Below are 20,777 nucleotides of genomic sequence, written 5' to 3'. Positions count from 1 at the left end.
CGGGGTCAGGTCCGCGGGGGTGGTGATGGCCGAGGCGTGCCAGTGGTCCGGGATGGTGGGGACCCGCGCGAGACGGGCCTCGATCTGGTCTGCCCATCGGTCCGCGTGAGGCTACCGGGACCCCCTGACAATTCCGGCGGCGAGCGGCCGGCGAGGAGAAGGCGGCAGGGCGGCCGGCGAGCGGAAGGCCGCAGGGCGGCGTCGTTCGCATCGAGCGGGCAAGATCTGCGGGATGCAGCTGATATCCATCGTCATCGGGCCGGTGCTGGTGCTCTGGCTGGTGATGTCGCGGGTGCCGCGAGTCCGGTGGGCGGTCGCCGCGGTTCTCGCCGCGATCATCGTCGGCGGTGGTGTGCTGGTCACGCTGATGCCGCGCGGGGTCGCCGAAGTCGTCGTGGTGAGCGTGCCGGCGGCGGCCGCGGCGGTGGTCGCCGGGCGGCGGATCGAACGGCGGGCCGCCGGGCCGGGCGCCGCCCTCCGGGTACGGGCGCCGGCCTGGCTGCTCGGCGTCTGGCTGGTGTTCCTGCTCTGCGCGATCGGCGTGGTGCTGAAACCCGAACCGTTCCACCCGAACGGGGACTCGCTCATGCCGCTGCCGGACGGGCTGAGCGCCACCGTTCAGGGGCCCGGCAGCGCGGAGGCCTGCGGCACCGGGATGTGCACCACCCACATCGTCGTGACCGGCCGGCCGGGACAGCCGGACTCCACACTGATCACCGAACTCCGGCGGCATCTGGAGTCCCGCGGCTGGGCCGAGGGCTGTCAGCCGGTGGGATGGCTGCTGGTCCGGGGCACGGCATGCGCCTCGGTCGTGACACACGACGGCCGGGTGACGATCTCCCTGACCGGCCTGCGGGATTGAGTGGAGCCCGGGTGGGGCCCGGGAGGAACGAATGTCCACTCCCGACTTGAACATCGAACACGTGATCGACTAGCGTCGCTCCCCGTGAATCTCGTGAAGGTTGCTTCCGCCGCACTGATCGGCATCTCGATGATGGGTCTCGCAGCTTGTGGCGGGGACGACAAGTCGTCCTCCACCACCGCCGCCGCCCCGGCCGCCACCACCGCCGCCGCCGCCCCGGCCCCGTCCGACAAGGAACTCTGCACGGCCGCGGAGACGGCGAACGTCGCCTTCAAGAAGGCGGCCATGGACTTCATCCAGAAGACCGGCGGTGAGATCCCGGCCGCCGACGCCAAGAAGATGCTCACCACGCTCGCCACCGGCCTGACCACGGCGGCCGGCAGCTCGACGACGAAGGCGGGCACGACCGCCCAGCTGATCGCGACCCAGATGACCACCGCCGCCGGCGCCGCGGACCCGATCACCGCGGGTGACACCCCGGAGGCGACCAAGACGGGCAAGGAGTTCAACACGGCCTGCAAGGCGGCCGGCGTCACGACCCACTTCTGATCCGTTCGGGCATGTCCCCCGGGCCGCCGGGGGACATGCCCGAAAGTTCAATTGATCATGAACCCCATGATCGACTAGCGTCTCGCGACGTGAAACCTGTGAAGATCGCCTCCGCCGTACTCGTCGGCGTTTCGATGCTGGGCCTCGCCGCGTGCGGCGAGGAGGAGAAGACCACCACGTCGGCTCCGGCAGCCGCCGCCACCACCGCTGCCGCTACTACCGCGGCCGCCGCACCCGCCCCCACCGACAAGAAGATCTGTGAGGACTCCGCCGCGGCCGCCACGGCCCAGGGCAAGGCGATGATGGCCCTCCTGAAGGCCGCCAACGGCGCCGACCCCGCGGTCGCCGACGCCAAGAAGATCGTGGACGACCTGAACGCCGCTCTCACCGCGGCCGCCGGAAGCAGCGAGACCGAGATCGGGAAGGCCGTCAAGGCCTGGTCCGCCAGCCTGATTAAGGCCGCGGCCGACCCGAAGGACCCGCTGGGCGCGATGGACACCCCCGAAGGCGGGAAGGCCACCGACACCCTCACCAAGGCGTGCGCCGCGATCGGCGTCAAGGCCTGACCTGCCAACGTCCCGGCGTGCACCGCACGCCGGGACGTCACCTTCTCAGGGGGCGGCGAACAGCGGGGTGCTCAGGTACCGCTCCCCGGTGTCCGGCAGGACCACCACGATGGTCTTGCCGACGTTCTCGGCACGCCAGGCCAGCTCGCGCGCGGCATGCAGCGCGGCGCCGCTGGACACCCCGGCGAGGATCCCTTCGCTACGGGCCAGCTGCCGCCCTGCCGCCCGCGCCTGCTCCACGGTCACCCGCACGACCTCGTCGTAGATGGTCGGGTCGAGCACCTCCGGCACGAACCCGGCTCCGATGCCCTGGATCCCGTGCGGCCCCGACGCCCCGCCGGACAGCACCGGCGACTCGTCCGGCTCGACCGCGTAGACCCGCAGCTCGGGCCGCTTCTCCTTGAGGATCTGGCCGACCCCGGTGAGGGTGCCGCCGGTGCCGACGCCGCCGACGAACAGGTCGATCTGCCCGTCCGTGTCGTTCCAGATCTCCAGGGCGGTGGTACGCCGGTGCATGTCCGGGTTGGCCGGGTTGTCGAACTGCATCGGCAGCCACGCCCGCTGCTCCTCGGCGATCTCCAGCGCCTTCGCCACGGCGCCCTTCATACCCTCGGCCGCCGGGGTGAGGACCAGCTTCGCGCCGTACGCCAGAAGCAGCGCCCGCCGCTCCGCGCTCATGCTGTCCGGCATCGTGAGGGTCAGGCTGTAGCCGCGCGCCGCCGCCACCAGAGCCAGCCCGATGCCGGTGTTCCCGCTGGTCGCCTCGACGATCGCGGATCCCGGGCGGAGTTCCTCGGTGGCCTCGGCGGCCTCGACCATGGCGAGGGCGATCCGATCCTTGACACTGCCGCCGGGGTTCGCGGACTCGAGCTTGACGATCAGCTTCGCCGGCAGGCCGGGCTCGAACCGGGACAGGCGCACCATCGGGGTCCGGCCGATCAGCTCGGTGACGTCGTTGTAGATCATGTGGTCGCTCCAGGGTTGGCGCCGGCGGTTGCGGTGAACGTCGAGATGTCAGAGGGCGTCACGGAGAAAGCGGCAGGCGCGCGCAGACGGGCGCCGGCGGGCACGTCGGACAGGACGAGAGCGAGCGCGCCGATCTCCGCGTCGTCGCCGATGCGGACCGGGCCGAGGATGGTGGCGCCCACCCCCAGCATGACGCGATCGCCCACCTCGGGGTGACGGCGGCTGCCCTTGGCGTCCCGCTGCCAGCCCCGCCCGCCGAGCGTGACCTGGTGGTACATGGTGACGTCGTCACCGATCCGGGCGGTCTCGCCGATGACGACGCCGGACCCGTGGTCGATGAAGAGCCGCCTGCCGATCACCGCGCCGGGGTGGATCTCGATGCCGGTGAGGAACCGCATCACCTGGGACAGGAGCCGGGGCAGGAACGGGATGCGGGCGCGGTGCAGCAGGTGGGCCACGCGATGGCCCCAGAGCGCCCACAGGCCGGGATAGAGCAGCACTTCGGCCAGCTTCATCCCGTACAGGGCGGGGTCACGCCGGCAATAGGCGCGGATGTCTTCCAGCACGGGTCTTCCTCGGGTGATGAGCGGGGGACGGCGCCGGCCCCGTGACGGGGCCAACCGTGCCACACCGGCGAGCCGGCCGGTGACGGCGGGGCGTCAGCCGCGCGGACAGCGCTCGTCGAAGACCCGGCGCACGTGCGGGCCCGCCATCGGCACGGCGAGCCGGTAACCGGCCATCCGCCGCTGGGCATCCCGCTCGTTCATGACGGCAAGATTAACCGATCCTGTGACGAGTGTTCAGGGGCCGAAGGGCCCTCCTACCCTGTCCGCACCGCCGGACGGCGGCATAGCGTCCGGCTCGTGGAAGGACCACGAACGGATCGAGGTGACCCCGTGACCGCAGTGACAGCCCGCCGCCGTACGGTCCGGCAGTTCGTGCCGCCGCAGCACGGCGCGTGGGCGATGCTGCTCCTGCCGTACCTCACCGGGTTGCTGGTGTCCGGTTTCCGCTGGCCGGACGTGCCGCTGCTGGGCGCCTGGCTGGCCGGATACCTGCTGTCCTACTACGTGCTGCAGGCGATCAAGACCCGGCGGCCGGCCCGCTTTCAACGACAGATCGCCTGGTACGGGCCACCGGCGCTGCTCCTGGCCGCCCTCGTCGTCGTGGCTGTTCCGGAGCTTCTGTGGTTCGCGCCCGCCTACGCCGTCCTGCTGGCTGTCAACGCCTGGTTCGCCTGGCGGCGCCACGAACGGGCCCTGCTCAACGATCTCGCCTCCGTCGTGCAGAGTTGCCTCATGGTGCCGGTCGTGGCGGTGGTCGCCGGCGCCGGGCCGCGCGGGGAGCCGTTTCTGATCGTCCTGCTGTATTTCACCGGGACGGTGCTCTACGTCAAGACGATGATCCGTGAGCGCGGCAGTGTGGCGTACCGTCGCGCTTCGATCCTGTACCACCTGGCCGCCGTCGCCGCCGCGGCCACCACCGGAGTGTTCGCCGCGCTGGTGTTCGCCCTGCTGCTGGCCCGTGCCTGGGCGCTGCCGGGCCGGCCGCTGACGCCGAAACAGGTCGGTTTCGCCGAGATCGGCGCGAGCATCCTGGTCCTGGTGGCCGCCACGCCGGGGTGGTGACAGCGCTCAGGTGATCAGGGCGCGGACGCCGTTCATGTAGAGCTGCCGGTCGACCGTACCCAGCAGGATCCGTTGCAGGATGTAGCCCTGCACCAGGCCGAAGAACGCCGCCCCGATCCCGGCCGGGTCGGCGTCCGGGGGCAGCTGACCCGCGGCCTGGGCCTGTTCCGCCGTGCGCACCGCCCGCTCCCGGACCCTGCCGTAGATCTCCGCGACCAGCGCCCCGACCTCCGGGTCGTGCACCGCCTCGCCCCACACCTGCACGGCGATCCGCACCGGCCCGTCGTCGTCCACCGAGGCGTCCACGATCTCGAGGACCTGTTCGAGCACCGCGACGATCGGCGGCATCGGCTCCAGTTCGAGGAGCCGGTCCAGCACGCCCGTCACCGCCGAGATCTTCTCCGTCGCGATCGCGGTGATCAGCTCGTTCTTGCTCTTGAAGTAGCGGTAGAAGGCGCCGACCGACAGCCCCGCCTCCTTGATCACGTCCTGCATCGACGTCTGATGGAACCCGTTGCGCACGAAACACCGCGCCGCCGCGTCGAGGATCTGCTGGCGGCGGGCGGCGAGGTGGGCTTCGGAGACACGCGGCACGTCAGAACCTTAACCATCGCGTACGGGTTGAACGGCTGGACGCCCCACCCGGCGATCCTCAGACCTGGTTCAGACCGGCGGCGTCGCGGGAGCGCGCGAGGACGTCGTCCACTGACCACTGGTCGTCGGCGTGGGCGCCGATCTTCTGGGCGAGGATCTCTCCGGCCGGGCCGATGAGCAGGTCGGCGGGATGGCCGAGGCGCCCGCCGGTGGGCCGGGCGGCCGGAAGGTGGGCACGGCCCCGAATCACGCCGATGCTGCCGAGGGCGACCGCGCGCACGATTCCCGGCCAGGCCCGCGGGTCGAGCAGCGCCCGCGGGGACGACTCGACACCGAACCGCCGGTACAGCAGGCGGTCCGGGTCGGCGATCGCGGGGAACGGCAGGCCGGTCACGTGCGGGCGCAGCTCGTCGGCCGTGGAGTGGAAGACGACGACCTCGCGGACGCCGGCGCGCTCCAGCTCGGCGTGCCTGCGGACGAACGACCGCAGGTGCAGGTGACAGATCGGGCAGCCGGCGAAGCGGCGCAGTTGCAGGTGGACGAAGCGATCGGGGTCGGGCACGGGCACCGGCGTCCCGTCGATCACCGAGGTGAGGTGCAGGTCGGTCACACGCATGATGGCCTCCTGATTCGTAGGCGTACATCGTACACCTAAAAGGGTGCCGTACGCTGTTGCCGCTATGCCTCGCCCTCGCTCCCTGACGCCCGAGCGGATCGCCGCCGCCGCCCTCACCGTGATCGACGACGACGGTCTGGACGCGCTCACCATGCGGACGGTCGCCGCCGGGCTCGGCATGAGCACGATGGCCCTCTACCGCTACGTCCAGGGCCGGGAGGAGATCGAAGCCCTCGTCGTCGAGCTGGTGCTCGCGCCTGTCGACACGACCATGCCGGACGTGCCGGGATCGTGGCGCGAGCATGCCGCCGTGCTCGCCGGGCGGCTGCGCGCGGCGGTCGGCGAGCATCCGGCCGTGGTGCCGCTGCTGATGATCCACCGGCACCGCTCGCCCGCCCTGCTCACCTGGTCGGAGAGCATGCTCGGCGTGCTGGCGGCGGCCGGGTTCGACGGGACGGCGCGGGTGGTGGCGCTGCGCGCGATCACGAGTTATCTGGCCGGCGCGCTGCAACTGGAACATCTGGGTCCGCTCGACGGCCCGGGCACCGGCGTCATCGCGGGTCAGCGGGACTTCCCGCTGATGGCCGCCACCGCCCGGGCCGCGGCCGAGGTCACCCCGGAGGCCGAGTTCAGCTCCGGGCTCGCCGCGCTGCTGGCCGGTCTCCGCCCCGCCGATCCTCCCGGAGAACGCGGATGAAGGAACGGCTCAGCGCGCGGGCACGGTGATCTGTTCCCGGGCCCGCAGAGCGGTGATGTCGGCCGGTGGGACGGGCCGGGAGTAGAGGTAGCCCTGCCCGTACTGGTACCCCAGCGACCGCAGCACCTCCTCCTGCTCCTCCGTCTCGATGCCCTCGGCCACCGACGAGAACTCCAGCGCCGCCGCCATCTGGCTGACCGCCGTGGCCACCGCCGCCTGCCGGCCCACCGTGGTGATCGACTCGACGAACGAGCGGTCCAGTTTCAGGGTGTTGACCGGGCAGGTCAGCAGCAGGCCGAGCGACGACGCGGCGGTGCCGAAGTCGTCGAGCGCCAGCTTCACGCCCAGCCCGCGCAGCGCCAGCATGGTGGCGTGCGACTCCTCGTCGTCGAGGACCGCGGTCTCGGTGACCTCGATGGTGAGGCTGGCGGCGGGCAGGCCGGAGGCGGCGAGCGCCGCGGCCACGTCACCGACCAGGCCGGGGTCGCGCAGCTGACGGCCGGCCACGTTGACGCCGACCGACAGCGGGACGGCGCCCGGGAACTCCCGCATCCAGGCGGCGCCCTGCCGGCACGCCTCCTGCAGCGCCCAGCGGCCGATCGCGACGATCTGCCCGGTCCGTTCGGCGACCGGGATGAACTCGACCGGCGGCACCGTGCCGCGGGTCGGGTGGTCCCACCGGATCAGCGCTTCCACGCTGGTCAGGACGCCGTCGGAGAGCCGCACGATGGGCTGGTAGAGGAGCCGGAACTGACTTTCCTCGATGGCCTGGCCCATCTCCCGGATGAGGACCGCCTCGGCGCTGATCCGGGCGCCCATCTCGTCGGTGTACGCGACCCACATCCCCTTGCCGCGCCGTTTCGCCTCGTACATGGCGATGTCGGCGTTGCTGAGCAGGACGGACGGGTCGTCGCCGGACCGGGCCGCGGTGAGCCCGGCGCTGGCCCGGCTGACGACGGTGTGCTGCAGCAGTTCGAGGGGTTCGGCGAGGCTGCGCAGGATGTTCTCGGCGACGGTGCCGGCGCCCTCGGGGCCGGTGCGCGGCAGCAGCACGGCGAACTCGTCGCCGCCGAGCCGGCACACCAGGTCGTCGGCGCGGACCGCGGCCCGCAACCGGTTCGCGACGATGACCAGCAGCGCGTCGCCGGCCGCGTGACCCATCGTGTCGTTGATCGTCTTGAAGTCGTCCAGGTCGATCAGCAGCAGGGACGCGTCACAGTCCAGCTCGCAGGCGTCGGCGAGCCGCATCGAGGCGCTGCCGTCCGCGCCCCTGCCCAGGGAGAGCAGCCGGATCATCTCGGCGCTGAAGTGCGTGCGGTTGGCCAGCCCGGTCAGCCCGTCGGTGCTGGCCTGCTCCCGCAGCAGGATCTCCTGGTCGCGCAGTTCGCCGAGGGCGACGTCGAGGCGGCCGATCAGGTTCATGTTGTCGTGGAAGGCGACCAGCTGCCGGCCGGCGACCAGGCAGACGATCACCACGACGCCGATGGTCGCGCCGACGAGCTGGGACGACGCGTGCACCGGCAGCATCAGGAAAAACACCACGAAGGTGATCGCGATCATGCCGTACGGCAGCAGGCTGTACGGGCGGCGCTTGGCGGTGTAACGCGGGTCACCCACCCGCAGCACGATCACCTGGATCCACGGGCCGAGCGCGATCAGCACCGACGGGAGCAGGCGGATCGCGTACACGTACCCGTGGTCGAGGGTTTGAAAAGGTCCCGGCAGGAACGTGCTGACCCCCTGGACCACCGGCGCGGCGACCATCGGCCAGGCCGCGATCCGGGCCATCGGCGGCTTCTTGATCAGGGCGACCTTGGTCGCGGAGAACGTCGCGACCAGCACGAGCGCCGCGGTGATGCTGGCGGTGATCCGGTCGATGTGCGCGCCGCCGACCGGGTTGACCGCGAAGCACCAGGCCACCACGCTGCCGCCGACCAGCACGGTGGTGGCGTCGAGCCAGAAGATGAAGCGCTCGCGGGAGGTCCGCAGGCCCTGCGGGAAGATCAGGCAGGCGATGACGTTGCTGCACATCCCGATGGTGAAGAACACCGACTGGACCAGGCCGCCGTTCAGTGACGGCTCGACCGGGGAGATCAGGATCGAGAGGCAGTGGTACGTGTCACCGACGGTGAACGAACTCCCCGCGAAGGCGATCATCGTCCAGAACCGGCGGTACCGCTCGTGGGCGAGCCCGCGCAGCCGCCACGCGCCGAACGCGAGCGCCGCGTCGAGCGGCACCTGGAACGCCCAGTAGATCTGCACCTGCCGGGCCGGCTGCCCGGAGAAGAGGAAGAACAGCGCGCACCCGAGCAGCGTGAGCCCGACCAGGCCACGCAGCATCGGGTCCCGGCGCAGGTGATCGACCGGCCGCCCGGCCGTTCCCGTGCTGGTCAACTGTCGTCCTCTCCGCTGGTCCTCCCCCGATAGATCGGACGGAACCCGGAGAACTCAAGGCTTAGCGGCCGTCCTCCCGCAGGGAAGGACGGCCGCGGCCCTGTCAGTCGCGCATCTCGTAGGCGCCGGCCAGGGCCAGGACCTGCTGCCAGACGGCGTCGTCGCGGGTGGCGTCGGCGACCGGGCGGCGCACGTGCGCGAGCGCCCACGCCGCCTGCTCCTCGGTGGTCGCGGTCTTGCCGTGCAGCTCGGTGGCGTACGCGGAGAAGTCCCGCACCAGGATCGCGAAGATCTCGTCGAGCAGATGGTCGTCGACGCCGCCCTTCTCGAGGATCAGCTGTCCGTAGACGATCAGCGCGAACAGGTGCCCGATGGCCAGCAGGAAGTCGAGGTCCTTCTGCTGTTCGCCGCTCGGGGCGTGCTCCCTCAGGAGGGCGCAGAAGCCGTCGGCCTGCTCCCGGAAACGGGCGACGTTCGGGAGATCGGCACGGGAGTCGTACGCCGTACGCCAGTCATGGAACCGAATCGCCCCGAGCCCGCGCGCCGGACCCTGCCGGAACAGGAACTCGTCGTCGGCCGGGTCGTGGCGGGTCGGCACGGGCTCGTACACCGCCGGGTTGAAGAGGTAGTTGGGCATGAACTTCAAGATCAGAGCCAGGTTGACGTGCACGGTGCCCTCGAGCTTCGGCAGCCCGCGGATGTCCATCGCCGCCTTGTCGAAATAGGTGTCCGCCTCGAAGCCCTTGGCCGCGATCACGTCCCACATCAGGTCGACGACCTTCTCGCCCTCGGTGGTGACCTTCATCTTCGTCATCGGGTTGAACAGCAGGTACCGGCGGTCGTCCGGGCCGGCGCTGCGGAAGTAGTCCACGGCCCGGTCGCTGAACAGCTTCATGGCCACGAGCCGGGCGTACGCGTCGGTCAGCTCCCGCCGCACGTGCGGGAACGCGGTGACCGGCCGCCCGTACAGGATCCGCTGGTGGGCGTGGGTGACCGCCTCGTACATGGCGTGCTCGCAGATGCCGATCGCCGCCGTGCACAGGTTGAACTTGCCGACGTTGACGGTGTTGAGCGCGGCGTCGAAGGCGGCCTTGCCGGTGTGCAGCACGTCCTCCTCGCGCACCGGGTAGTCCGTCAGCTCGAAGGTGCTCACGTACATCTGCTTGTTCACGACGTTCTTGATCAGGTGGTAGTTCTCGTGCCGGCTGTCGGCGGCGAAGAACACGTACCCGTCCGGGCCCTCGACGTCCGCGCGACGGCCGAAGACGGACACCAGGCCGGCGACGTTGCCGTTGCCGATGTAGTACTTGGTGCCGCTCGCCGTGAACCCGCCGTCGCCGGCCGGCGTGAGGATCATGTCGGTGGCGTAGATGTCCGCGCCGTGACTGCGCTCGGACAGCGCGAACGCCATCACGTGCCCCTCGCCGAGCAGCTCGGCCGCCCGCTTGCGCTGGAGCTGGTTGGCGCTCTGCCAGACCGGTCCGAGACCGAGAACGGTCACCTGCCACGTGTACCAGTAGTCGAGGCCGTAGAAGCCGAGGATCTCGCTGAGCGCGGCGTTGCGGGCGGTGTCCCAGCGCTGGTCCCCGTGACCGTCCGCCGACGGCGTCAGGAACGTCGCGAACAGCCCCTCCTTGGCCGAGAACTCCAGGAAGTCGCTGTACCAGGCGCGGTCGATATAGCTCTTGACCAGGGCTTTCTTGCCGCGCTGCTCGAAGAAGTCAACGAGCGCCCGCAGCAGCCGCCGGCTCTCCGGGTCGAGGTGCGCCGGGTCGTAGGTGGTGGGGTTGAAGAGCACAGAACTTCCTTTCACAGTGCCCGAAGCGTGCGGAGGACGTCGTCGAGCCAGTCGATCAGCATCCGCTCGTAGGCGATGCCGCCTTGCAGCACCACATGCTGGAGTTTCTCGCCGACACTCGCCGGCTCAGGAAAATCCCTTTTTTCACCTTTTAGGTACGTGAGAAGCAGCGTCTCATGATCAGCCCGGTACCGCTCCACCTCACCGATCAGCTCCGCGCGCCCGGCGGCGTCGGTGAAGGCCGCCCCGCGGATCTTGACGGCCAGCTCGTGCCGCACCGCCTCCGGCTGGACCGGCGCGCGCAGCCACCCGGCCAGCAGCTCCCGGCCCCGCGTCGTGACCGTGAAGCGGCGTTTGTCCGGCCGCCCGTCCTGGCCGATCTCCTCCGCGGTCACCCAGCCGTCCGCTTCCATCCGCTTGAGCACGCGGTAGATCTGCTGGTGGGTGGCGGTCCAGAACCGGCCGATCGATCGCTCGAACCGGCGCGCCAGCTCATATCCGGACCCGGGCTGCTCCAGCAGGGAGACCAGGATCGCGTGTTCGAGGGCCATGCCCGCATCTTGCTATGCAACGAGTTGCATAGCAAGCGTCTCCTGCCGGGGATCGTCCTGACCGCCCTCCCTATCGCCCGTCGGCGGTCAGCGGATGGCGCCGGCGCGACAGCCGGCGGCGCAGGTCGGCGAGGTAGTAGTCCTTCACCGCGTCACGCAGCCTCCCGGGCAGGCGGGGGTAGATCACCGCGGTCGTGCCGAAGAACGCGTCGAAGAGCCGCTGCCGCCCCGGCGACCAGGTGTAGCCGAACCCGGCCCGGATCGGCTCCGGCAGCAGGCCGATCGTGACCAGGCGGTGGAGGGGTTTCGCCGGGCGCATCACGAGCGGGATGTTCTCCGGCTCCATCAGCGCGGCCGCGATCTCCCGCGCCTCGTCGCCGACCCGGAGCGTGGCGACGGCGTGGTCCCAGTACGCGGTGAACATGGCACGGTCGGCCGGCCACGCCTCCTCGGGGCAGCCGATCGAGGTGGCGAGCACGCTGTACTGCCGGTAACACTCGTCCAGCTCGGCCGCACTGAGCGGGCCGAACACGCGCTGGTAGATCAGGACCGCCGTGTCATAGAGGGTGGCGTTGACCCAGACCTGCAGGTCCGGGTCGTCGGCGTAGTAGCCGGGGCCGGTCACCTTGCGGTGCATCGCGACGACGGCCCGGCTGATCGCCCGGCCCTCCTCGACGGTGCCGAAGAGCACGCCGAAGACGTAACTCATCGTGGTCCGCAGCCGGTCGAGAGGGCGTGCCGCGAAGTCGCTGTGCTCGTGGACGCCCTGTGCGACGCCCGGGTGCGCGATCTGAAGCAGGGTTGCGCGGCCACCACCGGCGAGCAGGAGCCCTTCCCGGGCCACCCGCCGGATGACCGCGGCATCGTCGAAGAGACCGTCATCCATGCCGTGACGGTAACCGGATCGCCCGGCTGCCGATACCGCGTCCACCTAGGCCCCCGGACTCTTCGCCGGGCCGGCCGTCCCAGCGCTCTGCTACCTCCCGGCCGCCTCGCCCAGGGGGATGTTGATCGACTCGATCCAGGACGGTGGCTCGGGCGCGTTGTCGCCGATCAGCCCGGCGATGACGCGGGCGCTGCCAGGACTGCTTGCCGGCCAGGGGGTGTAACCGTCGGTGAGGACGATGATGATGTGCGGGCGTTCCGGGCCGCGTAACGCCTGGTCGATACCGACCCGCATGTCGGTGCCGCCGCCACCCTCGAGGACGACCTCACCGACGGTGTTGACCTTGCGGACGGTGTGCACGTCGGCGTCACAGGACAGCACGGCGACCCGGTTGCGGCCGATACCGACCGCCCGCAGCACCCCGGCCACCTCGCCGAGGACCGCGCCCAACTCGTCGGGCCCCATCGAACCGGACGTGTCGACGACCACGGCGACCCGCGGCATCGGCCGGCGCAGACTGGGAAAGACCACGCGGGGTACGGCGGCGCCCCGGCGCGACGGGCGCTGATAGGTGTAGTCGACAGCCCCGGACGCCCACGACGCGGCCTCCCGCACGGCGCCGGTGAGGGCGCGCCGCCAGTCGACGGTGGGTTCCAGGATCTCGTCGGCCCAGCGTTTCCAGCTTCCCGGAAGCCGCCCCCGGCTCTTGGCGTGGTTCCGCATCTCCTGAGCGATCTGCCGGCGGATCGCCGCGGCCTCGACCGCGCTGACCTTCGCGCCGCCGGACTTCTCCCACGGCATCGCCCGGCCGTGCGCACCCGACCCGCACTCGGCCGCGCCCAGCGCCTCTCCGGCCCCGCCGCAGTCGCACTCGCCCGCGCTCCCCGCCGAGCCGCAACAGGTCGGCGTCGCCGGGATGCCCGGCAGGTACTGCTCGAACAGCTGCCCGGCGGGCAACCCGAACCGTTCCGGCCGCATCGCACCGGACGGCAGCGACGACAGATCGTCGTTGATCTCGCAGTCCTGGGCGATGTTGACCCGGCGATGGTCCGCACGGACACCCGGCGGCAGCAGCTCCGCCCGCACATGGTGGTCCCGCAGCAGGTGCGCGACCTCGTGCACCCAGACCGCCGCCAGCTCCCGCACCGGCGTCGCGTCGACGAACCCCGGGTTGACGTAGACCCGCCAGTGCCGGTCCACCCCCATCGTCGGCACACCGTCGCTGGGCACCACGGTCAGGCTGTACAGCGCCGACGCCAGGTAGGGCTGTGCCCCGGCCGCTTTCAACCGCGCCGCGAGAAGCTTCGTCCGATCCAGCCGGACCGCCGCGCCCGGCCCGCCCGGCCCGGCCGGTGCAGTCGGCCCGGCCGGTGCGGCCGGGGGCAGGTCAGGCGCCACCGGTCAGCAGCCCCGATGCGGTGAGGACGTCGAGGAAGGCGTCGATCGAGGCCGGCACCGGCCACTCCGGATCGCGCATGCGGGCCAGGTCGAACGCCGCCCGGGCCGCCACGTCCGGCACCCCCGCGTCGACGGCCTTGGCCAGGACCGTCCAGCCGGCCTCCCAGCGCTCCCGGGTGACGGACGCCTCGATCGCGGCGACCACCGCGGTCAGGAAGGCGAGCTGGCGGTCGCCGCGGTCGGGCAGGGCGAAGGCGGCCGGGTTGGCCAGCACCCGCTCCGGGTCCGGCAGGTCCAGCTCGTCCAGGTAGGTGACCAGCTCCAGCCCGGCGCCGTCCCCGACCGCCCCGACGACAGCGGTCGCGAGAGCCTCCCGGCTGGTGCCCGCGCAGAAGTGGAACACCAGCAGCCGCAGCGTCATGTCCCAGGTGCGCGGGGACGGCCACGCGCCACCGCGGGCCTCGGCGTCCGACGGCAGGCTGTGGGTCAGGCCGGGCCGGGCGGTGAGGAACCCGGCGATCACACCGCGGGCCCGGGCCAGCGCGCTCGCCGCCCGGTCGGCATGCACGGCCGGGACGTCGATCTGTGGCCACACCCCGGCGAGACCGCGGGCGACCACCCGCGGGTCGTGCGTCCAGTGCAGGTGCACGAACCGGTTGGCCAGCGGCGGGCTCAGATGCCAGCCGTCGGCGGCGCTGGCCGGCGGGTTCGCGGCGGCGACGATCCGCACCTCGTCGGGCAGGATGAGGCTGCCGACCCGGCGTTCCAGGACGACCCGCAGCAGGGCGGCCTGCACGGCCGGCGGCGCGGACGACAGCTCGTCGAGGAACAGCAGGCCACGGCCACGGCGGGCGAGGCGGACCGCCCAGTCGGGCGGGGCCATCGGCACCCCCTGCACGGCCGGGTCGTCGCCGACGATCGGCAGTCCGGCGAAGTCGGACGGCTCGTGCACGCTGGCGATCACCGTCTCCAACGGCACGTCCAGGCCGTCGGCGAGCTGGGCGAGCGTCGCCGACTTGCCGATCCCGGGCTCACCCCAGAGCAGCACCGGCAGGTTCGCGGCCACACACAGCGCGAGCGCGGCGGCCCGATGGTCGGTGACCGGTTCGGTCCGGGTGACCCGGATCTGGCGCAACAGCGTGTCGGCGGCGTCGAGCCCGGTGGTCATGTCGTCTTCCCCCGCAGGTAGGTGATCAGTTCGGAGACGTCGGGTCCGGAGTGGGACTCCTGCGACCGCAGATAGCCGAGCACCGACATCTCGCCGGCCGGCATGACGGGATCGGCGCCGGCGTCGGCCAGCGCCATGATCAGATCGCTGGGCCAGCGCCGGCTCAGCGGAAACACCGCCTCGTACAGCGGGGTGATGCCCTGCTTGTCGCGGGCGTTCACGTCGAGACCCGCGGTCAGCAGCCGGTTCAGCAGCCCGGCGTCACCGAACTCGCCGGTCATGTGCAGCAGCGTGCGGCCCTGGCCGTCCCGCACGAAAGGGTCGAGCCCCTCGTCGAGCAGCAGGTGCAGGAACCGGGCACCGCCGTGGCGGATCCGGTGGAACATGTCGGTGCGGTGGTGGCGCAGGGACTTGGGCAGGTGGCCGCCGCCGCCGGTCCAGGCGGAGTGAGCCTGGAAACAGCCGCCCACGCGACCGCCGAACGCGCCCAGGCTCTGCTCCCGGCGCTGCTCCTCCGCCGAGTGCTCGGGCATGTTCAGCCGGCCGGCCCGATAGTGGACCATGTGCCACACCCCGCGGCACCGAACCCGGACCTGCCGCTCCGCGAGCAGCCCAGCGGCAACCGCGGAGACGGAACGTTCTCCCGACCCAGCGCCGCCCACAGCGACCGAACGTTCCCCCGACCCCGCACCGCCCACAGCGACCGAACGTTCCCCCGACCCCGCACCGCCCACAGCGACCGAACGTTCCCCCGACCCAACACCCACCACAGCGACCGAACGTTCCCCCGACCCAACACCCACCACAGCGACCGAACGTTCTCCCAACCCAACACCCACCACAGCGACCGAACGTTCCCCCAACCCCGCACCGCCCACAGCGACCGAACGTTCCCCCGACCCAACACCCACCACAGCGACCGAACGTTCTCTCGACCCTGCCGTGACCTGCTCCGGGCGGCCCGGCGACCGAGGAAAGAGCGCCGCACGGACCAGCGGATGCAGATCCGCCTGACGGATCTCCCCGTCGTGGACGAGTTTCAGGTCGACGGGCGCCGCCACGAAGTGCGGATGCAGCCGGAACGATGCCCGGAAGGGCCCGGCCAGCTCGGCGTCGGCGGAGAACCGGGCGATCTGCGGACGGTCACCGGTGGTCACCAGGTGGATCGCCGGCACCGCGTCGGCGGCCGCGACCGCCCACACCCGGCGGCGGAACTGGACGGCGAGCCGCCGCACCTCGCGCGCCAGCAGCAGCGGATCGACGCCGCCCGGGATCGGATAGCCGCCCAGGTCGCCGTGATGGACCGGGGTCCACCCGGCCATCGCCCACGCCTCGGCCGGACCGGACGCCCGGGAGATCCGCTCCGCCAGTGCGGGCAGGTCGTCGCCCATGCCGAACAGAGCCTCCGGCAGCCGCTCGCCCTCCGCGGTGAGACGGGGCAGCCTGGTGGCTGAACCGTTCGCCGCGAGCCGCACGTCGCCGGCGCGGCGGGCATCCCACAGGTACGGCGGGACCGGATGGACCGGGCCCTCCGCCAGGTCGCCGGCCCGCGCGGTGGCCAGGGTGAGACGGTCCGACGGGGTCGGCCCGTGAGTGTGGGCGACCAGCACCGTGGTGTCCGGCCCGATCGGCCCGTCCGGCGTCAGCACGTATCGCGCGTCCCGGGTCAGGGTCGTCACCCCGGAAGCGCGGGGCAGGTGCCATCGCAGCAGGTCGGGGGCGAACCCGGCGAGCAACTCGGCCACCGGGCCGTCGATCTCGCCGAACGTGACCTCGACGTTCGCCGCCACGCAGGCGGCCCGCCAGTCACCGCGCTCGCGGGCCGCGGTGGCCTCGTCGATCATCCACACGGGGACCGCGAACCGCCGGATCAGCGGCCAGTCCGGAACGGAATACTGCTGCCAGCGGCGGCTCACCGGCCCGCCGCCGAACCATTGCCATGGCCGGATCTGATCATCCCGGCACCTCCCCGTGTCGCTCCACAGCGCAGCCGGGACACGCCGATCCGCACGCTTCCGACCCTCGCCGCGCCGCAGCATACGGGAGCCCTACGACATTTCTCGCCGCCGTTTCGGCTCCGGGCAGGCGGCAGACTCCGGGCCTGTCGGCAGGCCCCGGGTAGGCGACAGGCCCCGGGCGGCCAGCAGCGGAAGGGCGATCACGAGCGCTACAGCTCTCAGGCGTACCGTTCGAAGAACTTGATCACTGCGAGGGTCTCCGGGCCGGCGCCTGCCCAGCGCATCCGGCGGCGGATGTGGTCGCACCGGTGGATCGGCACGTCCGGGTCGTCGGCCGACGGGGCGTACGGGTCGGCGCCGGCCTCGATCAGCCCCTCGATGAGTTCGAGGGGCCAGGGGTACGACGCCGCCCGCCCCAGTGGTGTGCACCCTTCCCGGTCGCGGGCGTCCACCTCGACGCCGGCCGCCAGGAACACCGGCAGGACCCGCCGGTGGTCGAACCAGCCGAGCGCGTGCATCAGGTTGCGGCCGCGGCTGTCGCGCAGGTTCGGGTCCATTCCGGCGTCGAGCGCGTCCAGGGCGGCCCGGGTGCCGCCGTGCTGGATGCGCAGCCACAGGGCGTCACGGTCGGCGCGGAGCCGGCGTGGCAGCCGGCCGACAGGGCTGGTCCAGGCCTGTTCGGCGGCGAAGCAGCCGGTGGCCGGGCCGCCGAGAGCGAGCAGGGCGCGTTCGCGGCGGCGTTCGGCGGTGGAGTGGGCGGGCAGGGCGAGTTGACCGGACCGGTTCAGTACCTCGTGCCAGCCGGAACCACAGCGGACCCGCACCGGTTCGCTCACCGGAGGGGTCGCCGGGACGGCGGCTGGTGCGGTCGGGAACAGCGACGACCGTACCAATGGGTGAAGATCTTGGGGTTGAAGTAATCCGTGCCGGACCAGGTCCAGGTCGACCGACGGGTCCGGGAGGCCGCGCCGGTCCGGCCCGAAACCGTCCCGGCGGTCGATGTGCCGGCGTTCCGCGCGTGCCGGGGCGTCGCCGCCGATCCCGAGCGCGGAGGCCGGCAGCGGCACGCCGGCGGCGTCGAAGTAGGGCACCCGCTGGGCGGAGCCACCGACCATGATCCGCAGCCGGTCCGCCTCGCGGGCGTCCCACAGCGGGCGGGGCAGGCGGACATATCTCCCGTCGGCGAGGGCGGCGCGGTCGACCAGGTCGAGGGTCAGCCGCTGGGAGCCGAGGAACGAGACGGGTGACCGCAGGACCAGGGCGGTGGACCACTCGGTCAGCACGTAGGTCGCCTGTTTGAGCAGCGTGGTGTGCCCGCCGGAGTGCCGGGGAAGGTGCCAGCGGAGCAGGTCGGGCGCCAACCCGGCGAGGTCCTCCAGGGGCGCGTCCCGCTCGTCGAAGGCGATCTCGATCTCGCCGATCGCGCAGGCCCGGCGCCAGTCGCCGCGTTCCCGGGCGGCGGTGCACTCCTCGATCATCCACGCCGGAACGGTGTGGCGCCGGATCCGCAGCCACTCGCTGAGGGCGAGCGGATCGGCGCCGCTCACGCCCGCCGGCGCAGGAAGTCGAGGGCGGGCTCGAACTCCGGGTCCACGTCGGTGTCCTCACGGTAGGCGAGGACGTCGTCGAGGTAGTCGATGACGGACATGTCGTCCTGGTTGGGGGCGTGCGGGTCGGCGCCCGCCTCGACCAGCGCGATGATCAGATCCGCCGGGGCCTGGTAGACGACGGCGAGGTAGAGCGGGGTGCTGCCCTCCAGGTCGCGGGCGTTCACGTCGGCCCCGTCCTCGAGGAGCCGGGGCAGCAGCACCCGATGATCGAAGGACCGGGCCCGGTGCACGAGGGTACGCCCGCGGCTGTCGCGCAGGTTCGGATCCATCCCGGCGTCGAGCAGTTCCAGGACGGCGCGGGTACCGCCGTGCAGCATCCGCCGCCACAGGTCGTCGCGGTGGGCGCGCAGACGTCTCGGCAGCCGGCCGGGGGCGCCGTGCCACATCTGCTCGACGGCGAAACAGCCGGTGACCGTCCCGCCGAAGGCGCGCATGGCGCGTTCCCGCTGCTGTTCGGCGGCGCTGTGCGCGGTCAGCGTGAGCCGGCCGAGGCGCGCCTCGATGCCGTGCCACCCGTCCCCGCACCGGATCCGGACATGACCGGGCGGCCCGGGGACCGGCCCGGGCTGTGCCGGCGCCGACGGGAACAACGCGTCGCGGACCAGCGGATGCAGGTCGCCGGGGGTGAGCCGGCCGGCCCGGACCAGGTCGAGGTCCACGTTGTAGCGCAGCAGCTGATGGTGCAGTCTCGGCAGACCGGCCAGTTTCCGGTCATAGTCGGTGAGCTGGACGATGTGCACCGCGTCGCCGTCCACATCGATGCGCAGGAAGTCGAACCTGTCGTGCCAGAGGGTCAAGGTCGGCTCGCCGGACCAGCGTGCCACCTGCCGGACCTCACCGGCCAGCAGAGCCGGGTCGATATGCCACGCCCGATGTGAATAGTCCTCGAACCAGCGCGCGCCTTCGGTCGTCACGGTGAGGCCGGCGTCCGCCCAGGACCTGATCGACCGGCTGGCCGCGGTCCTCAGGTCACCGGCCCGCCGGGCATCCCACAGATGCGGCGGCACCGGGTGGTAGCGCCGCAGCTGCTCGAAGTCCACCGCCGGGACGGCCCGCAGGGTGAGCCGCTGCGAGCCGTGGATCGAGGCCGGCGCCTCCACGACCAGCACCACCGAGTCCCTGGTGAGCGGCTCGGGGGTACGCAGCGCGTAGTCGGCGTCGATGGCGAGGGTGGTGTTGCCGCCCAGCGCCCGGGGCAGGTGCCAGCGCAGCAGGTCGGGCGCGAACCCGGCGAGCGCGTCCGCAGACGCTGCCACCTGCGCTGCGGTGAGGTCGACGTCCACCTCGGCGGCGGCACACGCGGCCCGCCAGTCGCCGCGTTCCCGGGCGGCGGTGGCCTCGGTGATCATCCGGTCCGGGACGGCGTAGCGGCGGATGCGCTGCCACTCGGCGAGCGCGAGACGGTCGTGGCCACTCACCGGTACACACTCACGATCGCGTTGATGTCCTCATGCGGCAGGGTGGCCGCGCGCGGGGCGAGCCGCCGCATCCGGCGTGGCACGCCCCCGTTGATGCCCAGGTGGTCGAGGTCGGTGCCCGCTTCCAGCAACAGCCGGGCGCCACGGCCGCGGACACCGGTGAACCGCACGTCGAGCCGTTTCAGCGCACTGCCCGGCAGGGCCGCGGCGAGCACTGCCGCACCGGTGTCGCCGACGACGTTGCCGACACCGCCCAGGGCCCGTTCGGACGGTGGGCGGGACAGGTCGAGCGCCACCCAGGACCGCAGGTGCGCGGCGAGCGGGGCGACGTCGGTGATGCCGTTGCCACCCAGGCCGAGGGTCATCGCGAACCCCCGGAGGTTTTCCGCGAGAGCGGCGGCGCCCTCGTCGCCGAGATGGTTGACCGCGAGGAACAGCTCCCGCACGCCACCGTCGCGGACCAGACGGGCGAGCACCGGCACGGCGTCGGGGCGCAGGCCGTTGCCGCCGAGGAACAGGCGCTCCATGACCGGCGGGCGGGCGGCGAGGGCGTCGGCGAGCGGTTCCAGCCCGGCTGCGGTGAGGCCGGTGTTGACCAGATCGAGGGTACGCAGGGTGGTGTTGCCGGCGAGTGCCCCGGCGATCCGGCGGACCCCGGCGTCACCGATCGGGTTCCGTTTCAGCCAGAGGGCGCGGATCTCGCCGTCGGTGGCGAGCCGGTCGGCCAGGGCCCCGGCGCCGTCCGCGTCGATCCGGTTGCAGCCCAGGTAGACGGTGCTGATCCGGTGGCCCGGGGTCAGCTCGCCGGCGACCGCGCGGGCCCCGTCGGCGCCGAGCCCGTTGGTGCCGAGCAGCAGGTGCGCGACGTGCGGCGAACCGGCCGCGACCCGGACCACGCGGGCCGCCACGTCCGGCCCGACGCCCTGCTTGCACAGGTCGACCCGGCCGTCGGGGCGCAACAGGCCACGCGCGAACTCCTGTGGCGCGGTGACCGGATCGGGGGCGGCGAGCCGGCCGAGGATGCCGTCGAAGTCGGCGGGATCGGCGAGACCGCGGTCGGGGTCGCTGATCGCGGGGCAGCGCACGACGATCTCGTCAGCCACCGCCGCCACCTCCCC

At 72.1% G+C, this 20,777-nt stretch carries 19 protein-coding genes; 5 read left to right on the top strand and 14 right to left on the bottom strand.

Annotated features, from left to right (window positions below; genetic code table 11):
* Positions 1-232: 232 nt before the first annotated feature.
* The 3 genes from ACZ3II_RS11300 (at position 233) to ACZ3II_RS11290 (ending at position 1,977) form a co-directional block, all read left to right on the top strand.
* Complete coding sequence (locus ACZ3II_RS11300) at positions 233-862, top strand: hypothetical protein (RefSeq protein WP_465517497.1); 630 nt, start codon at positions 233-235, stop codon at positions 860-862.
* An 84-nt stretch (positions 863-946) separates the two neighbouring features.
* Positions 947-1,411 (top strand): hypothetical protein, encoded by a 465-nt coding sequence (locus tag ACZ3II_RS11295; protein WP_465517496.1) that lies wholly within the window; start codon positions 947-949, stop codon positions 1,409-1,411.
* An 89-nt stretch (positions 1,412-1,500) separates the two neighbouring features.
* Entirely contained in the window at positions 1,501-1,977 is a 477-nt protein-coding gene (locus ACZ3II_RS11290; protein WP_465517495.1) for a hypothetical protein, read from the top strand.
* A 45-nt stretch (positions 1,978-2,022) separates the two neighbouring features.
* Here ACZ3II_RS11290 and cysK read toward each other — a convergent pair whose 3' ends face one another.
* Together cysK and epsC are read right to left on the bottom strand one after the other, a co-directional pair.
* The gene (cysK, locus tag ACZ3II_RS11285) at positions 2,023-2,943 is read right to left on the bottom strand and encodes a cysteine synthase A (RefSeq protein WP_465517494.1); all 921 of its coding nucleotides are present in this window, start codon (positions 2,941-2,943) and stop codon (positions 2,023-2,025) included.
* On the bottom strand, positions 2,940-3,509 hold the full coding sequence (gene epsC / locus ACZ3II_RS11280; RefSeq protein WP_465517493.1) for a serine O-acetyltransferase EpsC: 570 nt from the start codon (positions 3,507-3,509) through the stop codon (positions 2,940-2,942). The genes cysK and epsC overlap by 4 nt, the downstream gene beginning before the upstream one ends.
* A gap of 297 nt (positions 3,510-3,806) precedes the next feature.
* Between epsC and ACZ3II_RS11275 the strand changes: the two genes are divergently transcribed.
* A complete protein-coding gene (locus tag ACZ3II_RS11275) occupies positions 3,807-4,571 on the top strand; it encodes a YwiC-like family protein (RefSeq protein ID WP_465517492.1) in 765 nt (254 codons plus the stop codon).
* A 6-nt stretch (positions 4,572-4,577) separates the two neighbouring features.
* Here the strand turns inward: ACZ3II_RS11275 and ACZ3II_RS11270 are convergent, their stop codons facing one another.
* Complete coding sequence (locus ACZ3II_RS11270; protein ID WP_465517491.1) at positions 4,578-5,165, bottom strand: TetR/AcrR family transcriptional regulator; 588 nt, start codon at positions 5,163-5,165, stop codon at positions 4,578-4,580.
* 58 nt (positions 5,166-5,223) lie between these two features.
* Entirely contained in the window at positions 5,224-5,781 is a 558-nt protein-coding gene (locus tag ACZ3II_RS11265; RefSeq protein WP_465517490.1) for a peroxiredoxin-like family protein, read from the bottom strand.
* A gap of 64 nt (positions 5,782-5,845) precedes the next feature.
* On the opposite strand from ACZ3II_RS11265, the gene ACZ3II_RS11260 reads away from it, so the two are divergent.
* The gene (locus ACZ3II_RS11260; protein ID WP_465517489.1) at positions 5,846-6,478 is read left to right on the top strand and encodes a TetR/AcrR family transcriptional regulator; all 633 of its coding nucleotides are present in this window, start codon (positions 5,846-5,848) and stop codon (positions 6,476-6,478) included.
* Positions 6,479-6,487: 9 nt separating this feature from the next.
* Here the strand turns inward: ACZ3II_RS11260 and ACZ3II_RS11255 are convergent, their stop codons facing one another.
* From ACZ3II_RS11255 to ACZ3II_RS11210, 10 genes are all read right to left on the bottom strand, one after another.
* Positions 6,488-8,872 carry a putative bifunctional diguanylate cyclase/phosphodiesterase gene (locus tag ACZ3II_RS11255; RefSeq protein WP_465517488.1) on the bottom strand — a complete coding sequence of 795 codons (2,385 nt, stop codon included), beginning with the start codon at positions 8,870-8,872 and terminating at the stop codon, positions 6,488-6,490.
* Between the two features lie 103 nt (positions 8,873-8,975).
* A complete protein-coding gene (locus tag ACZ3II_RS11250) occupies positions 8,976-10,670 on the bottom strand; it encodes an acyl-CoA dehydrogenase family protein (RefSeq protein ID WP_465517487.1) in 1,695 nt (564 codons plus the stop codon).
* A gap of 11 nt (positions 10,671-10,681) precedes the next feature.
* Entirely contained in the window at positions 10,682-11,221 is a 540-nt protein-coding gene (locus tag ACZ3II_RS11245) for a PadR family transcriptional regulator (RefSeq protein ID WP_465517486.1), read from the bottom strand.
* 70 nt (positions 11,222-11,291) lie between these two features.
* Positions 11,292-12,107 (bottom strand): oxygenase MpaB family protein, encoded by an 816-nt coding sequence (locus tag ACZ3II_RS11240; RefSeq protein ID WP_465517485.1) that lies wholly within the window; start codon positions 12,105-12,107, stop codon positions 11,292-11,294.
* Positions 12,108-12,197: 90 nt separating this feature from the next.
* Entirely contained in the window at positions 12,198-13,505 is a 1,308-nt protein-coding gene (locus ACZ3II_RS11235) for a vWA domain-containing protein (RefSeq protein WP_465517484.1), read from the bottom strand.
* Positions 13,495-14,673 carry an AAA family ATPase gene (locus ACZ3II_RS11230; RefSeq protein ID WP_465517483.1) on the bottom strand — a complete coding sequence of 393 codons (1,179 nt, stop codon included), beginning with the start codon at positions 14,671-14,673 and terminating at the stop codon, positions 13,495-13,497. Before ACZ3II_RS11230 ends, ACZ3II_RS11235 begins: the two co-directional genes overlap by 11 nt.
* The gene (locus tag ACZ3II_RS11225) at positions 14,670-16,589 is read right to left on the bottom strand and encodes a hypothetical protein (protein ID WP_465517482.1); all 1,920 of its coding nucleotides are present in this window, start codon (positions 16,587-16,589) and stop codon (positions 14,670-14,672) included. Before ACZ3II_RS11225 ends, ACZ3II_RS11230 begins: the two co-directional genes overlap by 4 nt.
* Positions 16,590-16,849: 260 nt before the next feature.
* Entirely contained in the window at positions 16,850-18,178 is a 1,329-nt protein-coding gene (locus ACZ3II_RS11220; protein ID WP_465517481.1) for an ankyrin repeat domain-containing protein, read from the bottom strand.
* Complete coding sequence (locus ACZ3II_RS11215) at positions 18,175-19,659, bottom strand: ankyrin repeat domain-containing protein (protein ID WP_465517480.1); 1,485 nt, start codon at positions 19,657-19,659, stop codon at positions 18,175-18,177. Before ACZ3II_RS11215 ends, ACZ3II_RS11220 begins: the two co-directional genes overlap by 4 nt.
* The gene (locus tag ACZ3II_RS11210; RefSeq protein WP_465517479.1) at positions 19,656-20,762 is read right to left on the bottom strand and encodes a leucine-rich repeat domain-containing protein; all 1,107 of its coding nucleotides are present in this window, start codon (positions 20,760-20,762) and stop codon (positions 19,656-19,658) included. Before ACZ3II_RS11210 ends, ACZ3II_RS11215 begins: the two co-directional genes overlap by 4 nt.
* Positions 20,763-20,777 lie beyond the last annotated feature (15 nt).

The organism is Actinoplanes sp. NPDC019969 (assembly GCF_055562375.1).
The sequence above is the reverse complement of the archived record's forward strand: the minus strand, read 5'-3'. Positions and strand labels throughout refer to the sequence as shown.